The sequence below is a fragment of the Kitasatospora sp. NPDC087271 genome (assembly GCF_044744605.1).
Lineage (GTDB): Bacteria > Actinomycetota > Actinomycetes > Streptomycetales > Streptomycetaceae > Kitasatospora.
This window is the reverse complement of the sequence record NZ_JBIUYQ010000005.1, coordinates 345,077-360,735: the sequence shown is the minus strand read 5'-3', so window position 1 is coordinate 360,735 and position 15,659 is coordinate 345,077. Positions and strand designations below refer to the sequence as shown.

At 73.2% G+C, this 15,659-nt stretch carries 10 protein-coding genes and 1 riboswitch; of the genes, 4 read left to right on the top strand and 6 right to left on the bottom strand.

The window, feature by feature from the left end; translation table 11 throughout:
- Positions 1-10: 10 nt before the first annotated feature.
- On the bottom strand, positions 11-2,215 hold the full coding sequence (scpA, locus tag ACIO9K_RS12090) for a methylmalonyl-CoA mutase (RefSeq protein WP_363625121.1): 2,205 nt from the start codon (positions 2,213-2,215) through the stop codon (positions 11-13).
- Positions 2,212-4,080: a methylmalonyl-CoA mutase family protein gene (locus ACIO9K_RS12085; RefSeq protein WP_400328895.1), complete on the bottom strand. Its 1,869-nt coding sequence runs from the start codon at positions 4,078-4,080 to the stop codon at positions 2,212-2,214. Before ACIO9K_RS12085 ends, scpA begins: the two co-directional genes overlap by 4 nt.
- A gap of 302 nt (positions 4,081-4,382) precedes the next feature.
- On the opposite strand from ACIO9K_RS12085, the gene ACIO9K_RS12080 reads away from it, so the two are divergent.
- The 3 genes from ACIO9K_RS12080 (at position 4,383) to ACIO9K_RS12070 (ending at position 8,167) form a co-directional block, all read left to right on the top strand.
- Positions 4,383-5,453, top strand: coding sequence for an NlpC/P60 family protein (locus ACIO9K_RS12080; RefSeq protein ID WP_363625125.1), 1,071 nt, complete (start codon positions 4,383-4,385; stop codon positions 5,451-5,453).
- 180 nt (positions 5,454-5,633) lie between these two features.
- Complete coding sequence (locus ACIO9K_RS12075) at positions 5,634-7,151, top strand: APC family permease (RefSeq protein WP_400328891.1); 1,518 nt, start codon at positions 5,634-5,636, stop codon at positions 7,149-7,151.
- Entirely contained in the window at positions 7,148-8,167 is a 1,020-nt protein-coding gene (locus ACIO9K_RS12070) for an acetamidase/formamidase family protein (protein WP_363625129.1), read from the top strand. The genes ACIO9K_RS12075 and ACIO9K_RS12070 overlap by 4 nt, the downstream gene beginning before the upstream one ends.
- A gap of 38 nt (positions 8,168-8,205) precedes the next feature.
- Here ACIO9K_RS12070 and ACIO9K_RS12065 read toward each other — a convergent pair whose 3' ends face one another.
- The 4 genes from ACIO9K_RS12065 to ACIO9K_RS12050 all read right to left on the bottom strand — a co-directional run bounded on the left by ACIO9K_RS12065 (position 8,206) and on the right by ACIO9K_RS12050 (position 13,296).
- The gene (locus ACIO9K_RS12065) at positions 8,206-9,141 is read right to left on the bottom strand and encodes a M56 family metallopeptidase (protein WP_400328888.1); all 936 of its coding nucleotides are present in this window, start codon (positions 9,139-9,141) and stop codon (positions 8,206-8,208) included.
- Complete coding sequence (locus ACIO9K_RS12060; protein WP_363625139.1) at positions 9,138-9,506, bottom strand: BlaI/MecI/CopY family transcriptional regulator; 369 nt, start codon at positions 9,504-9,506, stop codon at positions 9,138-9,140. The genes ACIO9K_RS12065 and ACIO9K_RS12060 overlap by 4 nt, the downstream gene beginning before the upstream one ends.
- A 146-nt stretch (positions 9,507-9,652) precedes the next feature.
- Positions 9,653-12,403 (bottom strand): FtsX-like permease family protein, encoded by a 2,751-nt coding sequence (locus ACIO9K_RS12055; protein ID WP_400328885.1) that lies wholly within the window; start codon positions 12,401-12,403, stop codon positions 9,653-9,655.
- Positions 12,400-13,296 (bottom strand): ABC transporter ATP-binding protein, encoded by an 897-nt coding sequence (locus tag ACIO9K_RS12050; RefSeq protein WP_400328882.1) that lies wholly within the window; start codon positions 13,294-13,296, stop codon positions 12,400-12,402. The genes ACIO9K_RS12055 and ACIO9K_RS12050 overlap by 4 nt, the downstream gene beginning before the upstream one ends.
- Positions 13,297-13,433: 137 nt before the next feature.
- A riboswitch (M-box (ykoK) riboswitch) is annotated at positions 13,434-13,610 on the top strand.
- Positions 13,611-13,970: 360 nt separating this feature from the next.
- On the opposite strand from ACIO9K_RS12050, the gene ACIO9K_RS12045 reads away from it, so the two are divergent.
- Positions 13,971-15,620: an NRAMP family divalent metal transporter gene (locus ACIO9K_RS12045; RefSeq protein ID WP_400328879.1), complete on the top strand. Its 1,650-nt coding sequence runs from the start codon at positions 13,971-13,973 to the stop codon at positions 15,618-15,620.
- Positions 15,621-15,659 lie beyond the last annotated feature (39 nt).

Sequence of the window (15,659 nt, the reverse complement as noted above, 5' to 3'; positions counted from 1 at the left end):
GATCAAAATCTCACAGCTCGTGGCCGAGGTCGGCCGCCAGCGAGGTGAGCAGGTCGTAGGCGGCGTCCGGGATGACGGTGCCCGGTGGGAAGACCGCCGCCGCTCCCGCCTCGTACAGCGCGTCGAAGTCCTGCGGGGGGATCACCCCGCCGACCACGATGGTGATGTCCTCCCGGCCGGCCTCGGCGAGCGCGGTGCGCAGCGCGGGGACCAGGGTGAGGTGCCCGGCGGCGAGCGAGGAGACGCCGACGATGTGCACGTCCGCCTCGACGGCCTGGCGGGCGACCTCGTCGGGGGTCTGGAAGAGCGGGCCGACGTCCACGGTGAAGCCGAGGTCGGCGAAGGCGGTGGCGATCACCTTCTGGCCGCGGTCGTGGCCGTCCTGGCCCATCTTGGCGACCAGGATCCGCGGGCGCCGGCCTTCGGCCCGCTCGAACCGCTCGACCAGGTCGCGGGTGCGCTGGAGGGAGGCCGAGGGGCCCGCTTCGTCTCGGTACACACCGGAGATGGTACGGATCTGGCCGCTGTGCCGGCCGTACACCTTCTCCAGGGCGTCCGAGATCTCGCCGACGGTGGCCTTCGCCCGGGCCGCGTCGACGGCCAGGTGCAGCAGGTTGCCGTCGAGCGAGCCGCCGCGCTGCGGGCCGGCCTCGGCGGCCCGGGTGAGCGCGTTCAGCGCGTCCTGGCAGACCGCCTCGTCGCGTTCCTCGCGCAGCCGGCGCAGCTTCTCGAGCTGGCGGGCGCGCACCGAGGAGTTGTCGACCTTGAGCACGTCGATCTGCTCGTCGCTGTCCACCCGGTACTTGTTGACGCCGATGACCGGCTGGCGGCCGGAGTCGATCCGGGCCTGGGTGCGGGCGGCGGCCTCCTCGACGCGCATCTTCGGGATGCCCGCGTCGATGGCCTTGGCCATGCCGCCGGCCGCCTCGACCTCCTGGATGTGCTGCCAGGCACGGCGCGCCAGGTCGTGGGTGAGCTTCTCGACGTAGGCGGAGCCGCCCCACGGGTCGATGACCCGGCAGGTGCCGGACTCCTGCTGGAGCAGCAGCTGGGTGTTGCGGGCGATCCGGGCGGAGAAGTCGGTGGGCAGGGCCAGCGCCTCGTCGAGCGCGTTGGTGTGCAGCGACTGGGTGTGGCCCTGGGTGGCGGCCATCGCCTCCACGCAGGTGCGGGTCACGTTGTTGAACACGTCCTGGGCGGTGAGCGACCAGCCGGAGGTCTGCGAATGGGTGCGCAGCGACAGCGACTTGGCGTTCTTCGGGTCGAACTGCTTGACCAGCTTCGCCCACAGCAGCCGGGCCGCGCGCAGCTTGGCGACCTCCATGAAGAAGTTCATGCCGATCGCCCAGAAGAACGACAGCCGCGGCGCGAAGGCGTCCACGTCCAGGCCCACGTCCAGGCCCGCGCGCAGGTACTCCACCCCGTCGGCCAGGGTGTAGGCCAGCTCCAGGTCGGCGGTGGCCCCGGCCTCCTGGATGTGGTAGCCGGAGATGGAGATGGAGTTGTACCGGGGCATCTTCTGCGAGGTGTACGCGAAGATGTCCGAGATGATCCGCATCGACGGCTGCGGCGGGTAGATGTAGGTGTTGCGGACCATGAACTCCTTGAGGATGTCGTTCTGGATGGTCCCCGCCAGCTTCTCGGGTGCCACCCCCTGCTCCTCGGCGGCCACGATGTACAGGGCCAGGACGGGCAGGACGGCGCCGTTCATGGTCATCGACACCGACATCTTGTCCAGCGGGATGCCGTCGAAGAGTTGGCGCATGTCGTAGATCGAGTCGATCGCCACGCCCGCCATGCCGACGTCGCCGGTGACGCGCGGGTGGTCGCTGTCGTAGCCGCGGTGGGTCGGCAGGTCGAAGGCGACCGAGAGGCCCTTCTGGCCGGCCGCCAGGTTGCGGCGGTAGAAGGCGTTGGACTCCTCGGCGGTGGAGAAGCCCGCGTACTGGCGGACGGTCCACGGCTGGTTGACGTACATGGTCGGGTACGGCCCGCGCAGGTACGGGGCGATGCCCGGGTAGGTCTCCAGGAAGTCCAGGCCGGCCAGGTCCGCCGTGGTGTACAGCGGCTTGACGCCGATGCCCTCGGGGGTGTCCCAGACCAGCTCGTCGACGTCCTTGCCGGTGGACTGCCGCCAGGCGGCCCGCCACTGGCCGTCGGTGACGTCCCCGGAGGGATCCCCGTTCAGCCCGATTCCGGTGAAGTCGGGGATCATCGTGCCACTCCGATCTGGTCGAGCAGGGAGGTGAGGACGGCGATGGCGTCCCCGCCCGCGTGGATGAACTCGTCTACTCCTGCCGGGGTTTCGCCGAGCCGACCGGCCAGCAGCACCCGTTGGGCTCCGGCCGCCCTCAGCGCGCCGGCGACGGCCTCGGCGTGCTCGCCGTACTGCGCGTCGCCGGAGCACAGGCAGGCGGCGGTGGCGCCGGAGGCGGTGAAGGCCTCGGCGAAGGCGGCCGGGTCGACGGACTCCAGCGAGGTCGTCGCGATGCCGCCGGCCTGGAACAGGTTGGCGGCGAAGGTGGTGCGCGCGGTGTGCGCGGAGGCGGTGCCGATCGAGGCCAGGAACAGCTTCGGCCGCTCGCCGGTGGCCGCGAGCTGCGCGTCCGAGCGGTCGCGCAGCGCCTCGTACGCCTCGGCGCGGCGCACCTGCGGCAGCCCGCCGCCCGGTGCGGCCGGGGCCGGCTCGCGGACCAGCGGCTGTTCGTCCAGGTGCGGGAACTCGCTGACGCCGGTGACGGGTTCACGCCGCTTGGCGAGCTTGACGGAACGCTCCGCCCAGGTCGCGGCGATCCGCTCGCGGACCGTCCCGTCGGTGAGCGCCGCCTGCTGGCCGCCGGCCCGCTCGATCTCCTGGAACCAGGCCCAGGCGGCCGCCGCCAGCTCCTCGCTCAGCTGCTCGACGTACCAGGAGCCGCCGGCCGGGTCGATCACCCGGGCCAGGTGGGACTCCTCCAGCAGGATCGACTGGGTGTTGCGGGCGATCCGGCGGGCGAAGGCGTCCGGCAGGCCGAGGGCGCTGTCGAAGGGCAGCACGGTGACGGCGTCGGCGCCGCCCACGCCGGCGGCGAGGCAGGCGACGGTGGTGCGCAGCATGTTCACCCACGGGTCGCGGGCGGTCATCATCACCCGGGAGGTGACGGCGTGCTGGCGCTGCGCCGAGGCCGCCGCGGAAGCCCCCGACACCTCGGCGACGCGGGACCAGAGGCGGCGCGCGGCACGGAACTTGGCGATGGTGAGGAACTGGTCGGCGTCGGCCGCGTAGCGGAATTCCAGCTGGCCGAGCGCGGCGTCCACCGACAGCCCGGCGGCGGTGAGCGCCCGCAGGTAGGCGACGCCGGTGGCGAGCGAGCAGCCCAGCTCCTGGGCGGGCGAGGCGCCGGCCTCGTGGTAGGGCAGGGCGTCCACGGTCAGTGCCCGGACGCCGGGGTACTCGGCGGCGCAGCGGGCGGCCAGCGCGGTGGCCTCGGCGAGCAGCGCGGTGGTGCGTCCGGTCTCGCCGGTGCGGGCCTGGAGGCCCAGCGGGTCGGCGCCGAGGTTGCCGGCGGCGGCACCGGGGGAGACCTCGCGCTCCTCGTACAGGGCGAACAACTGCTCGGCGGCGGCGGTGAATTCGGGCCCGGCGTCGAGTGCCACGGCGGCCAGGTCGAGGTACACGCCGGCCAGCGTCTCGGGCAGGGCCGTGACGGGCAGGCCCGCGCCGCCGAGCTCCAGCCAGAGCGAGCCGACGCCGTTCTCCAGATCGGCCAGGACCGCCTCGTTGGTGCGCCGGCGGTCCGGGTCGGCGTGCCGCTGGCGGACGTCCCAGCCGGCGACGGCGGCGCCCTGCGGCCGGCCGCCGCGGACGAACGGGGGGAAGCCGGGGTAGCCGGCTTCGGCCGGGGCGTCCTCGGCGGTGTACAGCGGGCGGGCGCGCAGCCCGTCCGGGAGTTCGGTGGTGAGCGCCCGCTCGGCGGCGGCGCCGTCCGCGGGGTGCGCGCCGGACTTGCGCAGCACGCCCTCGACGAGCTGCTGCCACTGCTCGCGGTGTGCGGCCGGGAATTCGGCGGCGAGGGGGAGCCCTTCGGGCAGGACGTTCATGACCGCAGGTTAGCGCTCGTTCGCAGGCCCGCAGGAGGGGCGGTCCGTGTGACCTTTCCCTCGATTTGGCACGTTCTCAGCACTCCGGGCGGCGAGGAGTGCCGCGGACGGCGGCACCCGAGGTCAACGCCGGTGCCGGGGGCCACGATCGATCGCCAGGGACGGCCCGGAACAGGGGGATTGCGGAACCCCTCCACTCATCTATTAAGTTACTTCGAAGAAGGTGGGTGGGGACCGAACCCCCGTAGGTCCTCGCCCGCCTTCGCCGTCCCCTGCCGTCCCCCGAAGGAGAGCCCCCCGCCATGGGAAAGCGTCGCAAGCCCAGCCCCCCGAGCCGGGCCCGCATGGCGGTCCTCACCACGGCCATGGCCGGCGGCGCCGTCCTCGCCTCCGGCACCGCCCACGCCGAGCCCGCCCCCAACCTGGCCTCCGTCAAGGAACAGGTGGACAAGCTCAACGAGGAGGCGGAGCAGGCCGTCGAGCAGTTCAACGGCTTCCAGGAGAAGCAGCAGAAGCTCCAGGGCGACGCCAGCAAGATCCAGGAGAAGGTCGCCCGCGGGCAGGAGGCGATGAACGAGCTGCGCTCCCAGCTCGGCGCGGTGGCCGCCGACCAGTACCGCACCAACGGCATCGACCCGTCCTTCCAGCTGATGCTCGACTCCGACCCGGCCGCCTACCTGGAGCGCGCCTCGGTGCAGAACCACCTCGCCGACTCCCAGATATCCCTGCTCAAGCAGGCCCAGAACGAGCAGCGCAAGCTCGACCAGGACCGCGCCGAGGCCACCGCCACCCTGGCCCAGCTCGACTCCGTCGGCACCGAGCTGGGGGAGAAGAAGAAGCAGATCCAGGCCAAGCTCGCCCAGGCACAGGGCATGCTCAACAAGCTGAGCGCCGAGGACCGCGCCAAGATCAACGCCCAGCAGAACGCCGAGAAGGCCAAGGCCGAGGCCCAGGCGGCGGCCGCCGCCGACCGGGCCTCCCGCTCCTCGGAGCGCCAGAACATGAACACCCCGGCGCCGCCCGCCAGCGGTCGAGCCGCCGCCATCCTCCAGTTCGCCTACGCCCAGCTCGGCAAGCCCTACGGCTGGGGCGCGACCGGCCCCAGCAGCTTCGACTGCTCCGGCCTCACCGGCGGCGCCTACCGCTCGGCCAACGTCAAGCTGCCCCGGATGTCCCAGGACCAGTGGAACAGCGGCGCCCGCGTCCAGCGCGCCGACCTCCAGCCCGGCGACCTGGTCTTCTTCTACCCCGACATCCACCACGTGGGCATCTACATCGGCGACGGCAAGATGATCCACGCCCCGCGCACCGGCAAGAACGTCGAGGTCCTCCCGATCAGCGCCATGCCGTACGTGGGCGCCGTCCGGCCGTAGGAAGTCCGGCACCGGCAGTCCGGCAGCCCGCTCCCGCCTCGGCGGGGGCGGGCCTTCGCGTTCTCCGGGGCCGCCCGGTCGGTCCTCCTCGTGTGGCGGAACGTGGAAACAGGACCATCTGGAAGTACTTGCCCCTACAGTCTCCCCACACCCCCAGGGTCGTCACGGAGAGGGAGCACCATGGCTGACACGCCCGCGCCCCGGAACATCGAGAGCTACGGCTACCAACAGGAACTCCGCCGGTCCCTGACCTTCACCGACCTGCTCGTCTACGGCCTGGTCTTCATGGTGCCGATCGCACCGTTCGGCATCTTCGGCGGCGTGTTCCAGGGCTCCGGCGGCATGGTCGCGCTGGCCTACGTCCTGGGCATGGTCGCGATGATGTTCACCGCCCTGTCCTACGCCCAGATGTCGCGGGCCTTCCCGATGGCCGGCTCGGTGTACACCTACGCCGGGCGGGGCATCGCGGCGCCGGTCGGCTTCCTGTCCGGCTGGATGATCCTGCTCGACTACGTGCTGGTGCCGGGGCTGCTGTACCTGGTCGCCGGTGTCGCCATGAACTCGCTGGTCCCGTCCGTCCCGGTGTGGCTCTGGCTGGTCGGCTTCGTGCTGCTCAACACCGTGGTCAACTACCTGGGCATCGAGACCACCTCCAGGGTCAACAAGGCGATGCTGATCGGCGAACTCGTCGTGCTGGCGCTGTTCGTGGTGGTCGGCGTGATCGCGCTCGCCTCCGGCAAGGGCCGGGGCTTCGACTTCACCCCGCTCTACAACGCGCACACCTTCTCGTGGAGCCTGGTCTTCGGCGCGGTCTCGATCGCGGTGCTCAGCTTCCTCGGCTTCGACGGGATCTCCACCCTCTCGGAGGAGAACCGGGACTCCACCAAGGCCGTCGGCCGGTCGATGGTCGCCGCGCTGCTGCTCGCGGGCACGCTGTTCATCGTGCAGACGTGGGTGGCCTCGCTGCTGGTGCCGGACCCGGACGCCCTGATCCGGGACGGCGATCCGAACGGCACCGCCTTCTACGACGCGGCCCGCACCGCCGCCGGCAGCTGGCTCGCCACGCTGACCGCCGCCTCCACCGCCGTCGCCTGGGGCTTCGCCAACTCCCTGGTCGCCCAGGCCGCCACCTCGCGGCTGCTGTACGCGATGGCCCGGGACCGCCAGCTGCCCGCCTTCCTGGCCCGGATCCACCCCGAGCGCCGGGTGCCGGTCAACGCCACCCTGCTGACCGCCGCGATCTCGCTGCTGCTCGGCCTCTACATGGCCTCGCGCGACGACGGCATCACCCTGCTGAGCACCCTGGTCAACTTCGGCGCGCTGACCACCTTCCTGGTCCTGCACGTCGCCGTCGTCGTCCACTACCTGATCCGCCGACGCAGCAGGGACTACTGGCGCCACCTGATCGCGCCGGTCCTCGGCTTCGCGATCCTCGCCTACGTGGTCGTGAACGCCAACATAGCGGCCCAGCGGCTCGGCTTCGTCTGGCTGGCCGTCGGCGCGGTCGTGTTGGCCGGGCTGGTGGCCACCGGCCGCAAGCCCCGACTGGCCGTCATCGAGGCCGAATCGGCCGTCGAGCCCGAATCGGCCGTCGAGCCCGGATCCTGCACCGAGCCCGGATCCGGTACCGAGCCCGATCCCGCCACCGGGCCCGAATCCACCGTCGATGCGCCCACCACCCGCGAGGAGAACCCGTGAGCCTGCCCGAGACCGTCCAGCTGGCCCCCGCCCCGGCCGACTACGCCTACACCTTCGGCGGACGCGCACCGCTCGTCACCGTGCGGCCCGGCACCATCGTCGAACTGACCACCGAGGACTGCTTCGGCGGCAAGGTGCGCGGCACCGGCGACCTGCCCAGCCAGGTCTGCGTCTTCCCCTACCTCAACCCGGTCACCGGGCCGATCGCGGTGGCGGGCGCGGAGCCCGGCGACGTCCTCGCGGTGCACTTCGTGGAGATCACCCCGGCCCGGGAGTACGGAGTCTCCAGCACCTTCCCGCACTTCGGCGCGCTGACCGCGACCCACAGCACGGCGATGCTGCACCCGCCGCTGGAGGAGCGGGTCTGGGTCTACGACCTGGACCTCAAGGCGGGCTTCTGCCGATTCCGGGCCCGGAACAGCGACTTCACGGTGGACCTCCCGCTCGACCCGATGCACGGCACCGTCGGGGTCGCCCCGGCGGCCGGCGAGGTGCTGGCCTCGATCACGCCGGGCGCGCACGGCGGGAACCTGGACACCCCCGAGATGCGGGCCGGCACCACCGCCTACTTCGGGGTCAACGTCCCGGGCGGGCTGCTCGCCATCGGCGACGGCCACGCCCGCCAGGGGGAGGGGGAGGTGTGCGGGACGGCGGTGGAGGCGGCCATGCGCACCACCGTGATCGTCGACCTGGTCAAGGGCGGCGGACCGGCCTGGCCGCGGCTGGAGGACGACCGCTTCCTGATCAGCACCGGCTCCGCCCGCCCCCTGGAGGACGCGTTCCGGATCAGCCAGCACGACCTGGTCGGCTGGACCGGGCACCTGCTCGGCCTGGACCAGCTCGACGCCTACCAACTGGTCAGCCAGGCCGGGCTGGCGCCGGCCGCCAACGTCTGCGACACCAACTACACGATGGTCGCCAAGCTGCCGAAGAGCCTGCTCGGGCGGGTCCGCGCCTACGACGGCCTGCACGACCGCCTGCGCGAAACCGCCGAGGCGTACCTGCGGCACCGCTAGGGTCCGCCCGGCATCGTGACCGGGGGACGGCGGACGCCCTACGGGTGCGGCGCGCAGGCCAGCAGGTACGGCAGCAGCGGGAGCGCCGACACCACCATCCAGAAGGCCAGTCGGCGCCTTCGTCGGCCGTGCCCCGGTCGGGCCAGCCGGCGGACCCGGGCCAGCACCCCGGTGGCGGCCACCGCCAGCGACCCGCCGGGCGCGATGCCGTACGCCGTGCCCGGCGCGACGCCGTGCGCGGCGCCCGTCGGGGCCCCGGACGTCGCCAGGGCGCAGAGCGCGGAGGCCAGTTCGCTGCGCGACACCCGCGCCAGCGCGGCGTCGTCGGCCGCCATCTCCAGCAGCAGTCCCACCTCCGCCCGCCCGCGCCGGGCCAGCGGCAGCGGGCCGAACAGCAGGGCGAAGGTGTCCGCCGGCAGCCGGAACAGGTGGTGGCGGCCGCGGATGTGTCCGTGCTCGTGCGCCACCGCCGCGGCCAACTGCCGGTCGTCCAGCAGCCGCAGGGCCCCGCGTGACAGGACCACCCGGGAGCTGCGGCCGGGCAGGCAGTAGACGGTCGGGTGGGCGTGCTCCAGGATCAGGGCGCCCCAGCGCCCGTCCCGGACGGCGACCACGTCCAGCATCGCCCGGTGCCGCCGGCGCGCCCGTCCGGCCCGGACGCCGACGGCCGCCACCATCGTGGCGATCGCGGCCCCGGCGGCGGCCAGCAGCCACCAGTCGTGGGTGTGCGGGGCGACGGGCCCGGGCGGCTCCGGGTGCGGGAACAGCCCGACCAGCCCGGCCGGCTCGTGGGCGAACGGCTCCACCGCGTGGTGCGCCGCCAGCAGCAACGCGACCAGGAAGGAGGCCATCAGGGCCAGCCAGAGCGCGGCGCCCGCCGCCGGGCGCGCCTGCAACCGGGCCGAGCCGGCCAGCCGGCGCGGCAGCAGGACCCCGGTCACGGCCAGGTGGAGGCCGAGCAGCGCGAGGGTCACCCGGCGTCCCGGGCCTTCACCTGCTCCAGCGCCGCCAGCAGCGCGGACGCCTCGTCGCTGCTCATCCCGTCGACGAAGTGCAGCAGCGCACCCGCCCGGTCCGGCGTGGTCTCCAGCGCCTGGCGCATCAGCCGCGCGGTGTACGCCTCCCGGGTGCAGGTCGGCTCGTACGCCCAGGCCCGGCCCACCTTGTCCCGGCGCAGCCAGCCCTTGGTGTGCAGGATGTCGGCCACCGTGGTGACGGTGGTGTACGCGACCGGCCGCTGGCGCTGGAGGTCGTCCACCACCTCGCGCACGGTGGCGGCCCGGCCCCAGGACCACAGCCGGTCCATGATCTCGGCCTCCAGGTCGCCGAACCCGCGCAGCACCGCCGTTCTCTCCCTCGCCGACCGCCGGCGCCCTTCGCCCGCTAGAACCCGCCCATGGTACGGCGCTCTCGCGCGTGGGTCGCCCGCGCACGCCGAAGCCCGCCCTCCGGAACGGGGGGGCGGGCACCGGCGTGCGCCAGGGGTCAGGACAGCCGCCGCCCCATCGGGATGCGGGAGCGGGTCAGCAGGGCGGCGAGCAGCCCCGCCAGCACCGGGAGCACCAGGACGACCAGCAGCAGCTGGCCCCAGGGGGCGGTGATCAGGGCCGGGTGGCCGCCGAACCCGCTCGCCCGGGACTTCAGCAGGCCCACCGCGGGGACGAAGCCGTTGACCGCCCCGAGCAGCGCCCCGAGCAGGGCGATCATCGCGCACTGCAGTCCCGCCATGGTGCGGCGGATCCGCGGTGGTGCGCCGACGGCGGCCAGGGTGGCCTGGTCCTGGCGGGAGTCGGCGGCGGCCAGTCCGGTGGCGATGCCGGCGGCGCCGAGGACGACCAGTCCGGCGAAGCCGCTGAGGGCCAGGGTGAGGGCGTCGCCGCGGGGCTGGAAGCCGCGCTCGACCTCCAGCTGGGCGGCCCGGTCGAGCCGGACGACGGCGGCCTCGGCGCGCTGCTGGGCCTTGCGGTCGGGCGGGGTGGCGGGCACCCAGATCGAGCCGGTGGGCTTCGCGGTGAGCCCGGGCAGGAGCTTGGGCAGCGCCGAGGGCAGGATCAGGCCCTGGGCGAAGCGGGCGGCGGCCGGGTTCTCGACCAGGACGGCGTCGGCCGGGATTTCCTGGAGGTCGGGCTTGGGGACCTCGCCGGGCTGGAGCGGCGCGCCGGAGCTGCCGCGCAGCTGGAGCACCGCCCGGCCGTCGCCGGCGAGGAAGGCGCGGTCGAAGACCAGGATCTTCCCGGCGGCCAGGGCCTGTTCGGCGGCCGGGTCGTGGATGCCGAACTGGGTGCGGAGCATGGCGGCGTCCCCGGAGGCCAGGTGCGGCGGGCCGGACGCGGTGCGCCAGTTCACGGTGCCCTTGAGCTGGACGGTGCTGGAGCAGTTGGCACAGAACTGGTACACCGCTTCGCCGAGGTCGGCGCGCGGCCCCAGGTCGGTCAGCTGCTTGCCCACCTCGGCGCGCAGGCCGTCGAGTTGCGGTCCGTCGACGGTGGAGAGGAGCTGCACGGCGCCGTACGGGGCCTGCGGCCGGTAGTCGCGGCGGTTCTCGGCGTCGGTGCTGGTGCTGTAGACGCCGATGGCGACGGCCCCGGCCACGGCGGCCATCACGGCGGCGACGGCCGGCGCGGTGCGCGAGCGGTGCCGGGCGGAGTCGCGCAGGGCGAGTCGGGGGCCGAGCGGCAGCCGCCTGGCGAACCGGCCGAGCAGGGCGACGAGTGCGGGGGTGCAGGCGAGCAGGCCGAGTTCGGCGATGACGGAGCCGCCGAGCACGGTCAGCGTGCGGGTGTCGTAGGTGCTGACGACGGGCACGCCGCCGTGTTGCAGCGCGCTCGCGCCGTACAGGGCCAGGGCGGCGCCGACGGCGAGCAGCAGCACACCGAGCACGGTGACCCAGCGGTTCGGGGCCTGGACGGTGTCCCGGTCGGTGAGTCCGGCGGTGACGCTGCGGCGGGCGGCCTGCCGGGCGGGCAGCGCGGCCGCGAGGAGCGCCGTGAGCAGGCCGATCCCGCCGATCGCGAGCAGGTCCAGTGGCGGCAGGGCGAAGTGCCCGAAGCGGGCGCCGCCGGCCCGTTCGATCCACGGGCGCAGCCCGGCGACGAGGCCGCCGCCGAGGACCAAGCCGACCACGGCCCCGGCCGCGCCGAGGACGAGGGCGCCGCCGAGCACCACCGCGCCGACGTGCGTCCGCCGGCCGCCGGCGGCGCCGAGCAGCGCGAGCTGGCGGCGGGAGCGGCGGGCGCCGACCGCGAAGGCGGGGCCGGCGAGCAGGGCGACCTCCAGCAGGCCCATGCCGGTGACGGTGGCCACCACGACCTTGGTGTTGTCGTCGGCGGAGGGGCCGAAGGAGCGGTAGGCGTCCCGGTAGTAGGGGACGGCGGCGCGCGGCGGCGGGGCGAGCGCGACCGAGCGGGCGGTGAGGGTGTAGCCGTGGGCGTTGAACTCCTGGACCTTGGCCCAGTCGAGGGTGGCCCCGGCGGGGAGCCGGACCAGCCAGGCGCCGCGTTCGGGCTCCGGCGGTGCCGCGGCCGGGCTGCCGGGAGGCGTGGCGGCGGCGAGCTGGCTCAGCAACGCGCCCGACTGGGCGACGAGTTCGACCCGGCGGAGGTCGTCCGGGTGCTCGACGACGCCGGTGATGGTGAAGGTGGTCCGCTCCAGGCCCGGAAAGGTGGTGGTGCCGCCGACGGCCAGCCCGGAGTTGTCGAGGAAGGCCCGGGTGGCGGCCAGTTCGCGCGGGCCGCCCGGGGCGTGGCCGTCGACCAGGTTGAGCCGGCCGTGCCAGAGCGGGTCGGTGAGGTCGGCCTCGGTGGTGAGGGTGCGGACCAGGCCTTCGGGGGAGGTCGCGCCGGTCTCCGGGCCCTGCCGGGCGGAGGTGAGCACGCTGCCCGGCGGCAGCAGTCCGGTGACCAGGGTGACCGGGTCGGTGCCGGCGCCCTTCTGCTGCTCGGCCGTGGGCGGCTGCCCGGGGCGGGGCTGGGCCGCGAAGGCGCCGTCCTCGGCGACCGGGGCCTGCTCGACGGCCCGGCCGGGGGCGAGCGAGGTGACGAGGGCGTCCGCCCCTCCCAACACCCGTTCGACCCGTTCGGCCGGGGTGAGCTGCCCGCTGCGGTGGACGACGTCGGCGCCGGTGACGCCGAGGACGGGCAGCGCGATCATGGCGACGATCAGGGCGCTGCGGCCCTTGGCGCGCAGCGCGTCGCGGCGGGCGATGCGCAGGGCGACCTTCCAGGCGCCGAGTCTCATCGGGCCACCTCGCCGAAGCCGTCGGCCGCGTGGCCGAAGTCGCCGACCGCGTGCCCGGTGCCGGTGGCCGAGTGCCCGGCCCCGTCGGCCGCGTGGCCGTAGCCGTCGGCCGGGGCGCTGAGCGGCTCGGCGCTCAGCCGGCGCTTGCCGGTGCGCCGCCCGTGGCTCTCGGAGGCGACCGCGCCGTCCTTCAGGTGGACCACCCGGTCGGCCCAACTGGCGTGCGCGGCCTCGTGGGTGACCATCATCGCGGCGGCCCCGGCGTCGCAGCGGGCGCGCAGCACGGCGAGCACGGCCTCGCCGGTGGCGGAGTCGAGGGCGCCGGTCGGTTCGTCGGCGAGGACGAGGCGGCGCTCGCCGATCAGCGCGCGGGCGATGGCGACGCGCTGCTGCTGGCCGCCGGACATGTCGTCGGGGAAGCGGTCGGCGAGCTCCCCGATGCCGAGTTCCTCCAGGGCGGCGAGCGCCTCGCGGCGGGCGGTGCGTCCGGAGACTCCGTCGAGTTCGCGGGGCAGCGAGATGTTCTCGGCGGCGGTGAGGGCGGGGATCAGGTTGTAGTCCTGGAAGACGTACCCGATGGAGCGCCGCCGAAGGTCGGCGAGCCGGCCGCGGCTGAGGCCGCCGAGGGCCACGCCCTCGACCAGGATCTCGCCCTCGCTGGGCGCGTCGAGTCCGCCGGCCAGGGTCAGCAGGGTGGACTTCCCGGAGCCGGACGGGCCCATGACGGCGACGAACTCGCCGGGGTGGACGGCCAGTTCGACGCCGCGCAGGGCGTGTACCTCGGCGGCTCCCCGCCCGTGCACCCGGGTGACGTTGGCCAGGTGCAGGACGGGTGCGGATCGGGTCGGATCGCTGTGGGACACACTTCCCCCTCGTGAGCTGTTGAGCTGCATATGTCGGTGAACTATATATGCCGGACGGGGGTGCACGTCGAGGGGTGGGTTTGGTCAAGCTTCTACAAAGCTGTCGAAGTTCGGTCGAGACGCCGCTATCCGGGTGAAGGGGAGGGTTTATGCTTGACGAGATTTGAAAGGCACCTCGTTCGGTGAGGCGTCTTCACGGACACAGGCCACTGACCCGACGACGTCGAGAGACGCCCAGGTTCAGGACAGGTCTTCCCGAGTTAAGGGTTGACCCCAAGTGGCTTCCGGCCGATCGGGCTGGACACGCCGTGGAGTGCCAAAGCTCTGACGAGTTGGGGTGTGCCGGTCCCGTGGGGCCGGTCCGCTCCTTGCCGTGTCGCGATGCGGTGCACAGACGGTGCGCCCCCGACCGGGAGGAGGCGAGAGACATGGACTGCGATAGTCCGGGCCATAGTCGCCCCTGCCCCCGCATGCTCTCGATCACCTCTGGCACGCGGTAACAACCTTCCCTGCGCGCGTTCACCTGACGCTGCGTCATGCGCTCAACCGCGCCCCGACGCACGACGTCTGACGCTCCGTCATGCCCTCACGGCCGCCGCCGCTCAGCGCCGCCGTGTGGTCCGACGCCGTGCGCTCTCGCAGGGAGGATCGCTGCTGCGTGCCCCCTGTCGCCCCCTCAAGGAAGGGGGCAGGGAGGCCCTGCCATGACCAACGTGATGCTGGACCAGAAGGTCCCCACCACCACCCGCACCGCCGTGCTCGACGACGCCCACGTCGGCGACATCAGGGGTGCGCTCGGTACCATCCGGCTCGACGACACCACGCCGCGCCACGGCCTGTCCGCGCGGCTCAAGACCCTGCTCGCCATCGTGGGCCCCGGCCTGATCGTGATGGTCGGCGACAACGACGCGGGCGCCTTCTCGACGTACGGGCAGGCGGGGCAGAACTACGGCACGCAGTTGCTGTGGACGCTGCTGATGCTGGTCCCGGTGCTGTACGTGAACCAGGAGATGGTGCTGCGCCTGGGCGCCGTCACCGGTGTCGGCCACGCCCGGCTGATCCTGGAGCGCTTCGGGAAGTTCTGGGGCGCGTTCAGCGTCATCGACCTGTTCCTGCTGAACGCGCTGACGCTGGTCACCGAGTTCATCGGTGTCACCCTGGCCGCCGGATACCTCGGGCTGCCGAAGGTGGCCGCGGTGGTGCTGGCGGCGGTGGTGATCATCGCCTCGGCGTTCACCGGCTCGTTCCGGCGCTTCGAGCGCGTCGCGGTCACGCTGTGCGTGGGCTCGCTGCTGCTGGTGCCGATCTACTTCATGGTCCACCCGAAGACCTCGCAGATGGCGCACGACTTCGTGGTGCCCGGCATGCCGGGCGGCTCGGGCCAGCTGGCGGCCGTGATGCTGGTGATCGTCTCCATCGTGGGCACCACCGTCGCCCCGTGGCAGCTGTTCTTCCAGCAGTCGTACGTCATCGACAAGCGGATCACGCCGCGGTTCATGAAGTACGAGAAGGTCGACCTGTGGATCGGGATCGTCATCGTCATCATCGGCGCCGCCGCGATGATGGGCTTCACCGCCGCGGCCTTCGCCGGCACCGACGGCTTCGGCCAGTTCTCCGACGCGGCGGCCGTCGCCAAGGGCCTTGAGGACAAGGCCGGACACGTGGTGGGCGTGCTGTTCGCCATCGCGCTGCTGGACGCCTCGATCATCGGCGCCTTCGCCGTCTCCCTCTCCACCGCCTACGCGATCGGCGACGTGTTCGGCATCAGGCACTCGCTGCACCGGGGCGTCAAGGGCGCCAAGGGCTTCTACGCGATCTACGCGGGCCTGGTGGTCGCGGCGGCCGCGATCACGCTGCTGTCCACCGGCTACACCCAGGGCCTGATGACGCAGTTCGTCCAGGTGCTGGCGGGTGTGCTGCTGCCCTCGGCGACGGTGTTCCTGCTGCTGCTCTGCAACGACAAGGCCGTCCTGGGGCCGTGGGTCAACGGGCCCAAGACCAACGCCTTCACCTCCGCCGTGGTCGGGGTCCTGGTGATGCTGTCGCTGATCCTGACCGCCGCCGTGGTCTGGCCCGACATCAGCTCGCAGGCGATCCTGTGGATCATGGCCGGCTGCGGCGTGGCGGGCGTGCTGGTCGCCGGGTACTTCTTCACCTTCGGCCGCACCGCCACCAAGGAGGACCCGATCGACCGCACCGGCCGCGAGGAGTGGCGGATGCCCCCGCTGGAGACCCTCGGCAAGCCGGTCATGTCCACCGCCCGCAAGGTCGGCATGGGCGCCCTGCGCGCCTACCTCCTGGTCGCGATGGTGATGGTCATCATCAAGATCGTCCAGACCGCGCTCAACCACTGAGCCGCAGACCGCAGCCCGAACGGACGGGTGGTGGGCAGC

What these genes read in the sequence shown, in the direction of transcription:
- scpA (WP_363625121.1), bottom strand. Translation starts at nt 2,215, where the DNA reads ATGATCCCCGACTTCACCGGAATCGGGCTGAACGGGGATCCCTCCGGG.
- ACIO9K_RS12085 (WP_400328895.1), bottom strand. Translation starts at nt 4,080, where the DNA reads ATGAACGTCCTGCCCGAAGGGCTCCCCCTCGCCGCCGAATTCCCGGCC.
- ACIO9K_RS12080 (WP_363625125.1), top strand. Translation starts at nt 4,383, where the DNA reads ATGGGAAAGCGTCGCAAGCCCAGCCCCCCGAGCCGGGCCCGCATGGCG.
- ACIO9K_RS12075 (WP_400328891.1), top strand. Translation starts at nt 5,634, where the DNA reads ATGGCTGACACGCCCGCGCCCCGGAACATCGAGAGCTACGGCTACCAA.
- ACIO9K_RS12055 (WP_400328885.1), bottom strand. Translation starts at nt 12,403, where the DNA reads ATGAGACTCGGCGCCTGGAAGGTCGCCCTGCGCATCGCCCGCCGCGAC.
- ACIO9K_RS12050 (WP_400328882.1), bottom strand. Translation starts at nt 13,296, where the DNA reads ATGCAGCTCAACAGCTCACGAGGGGGAAGTGTGTCCCACAGCGATCCG.
- ACIO9K_RS12045 (WP_400328879.1), top strand. Translation starts at nt 13,971, where the DNA reads ATGACCAACGTGATGCTGGACCAGAAGGTCCCCACCACCACCCGCACC.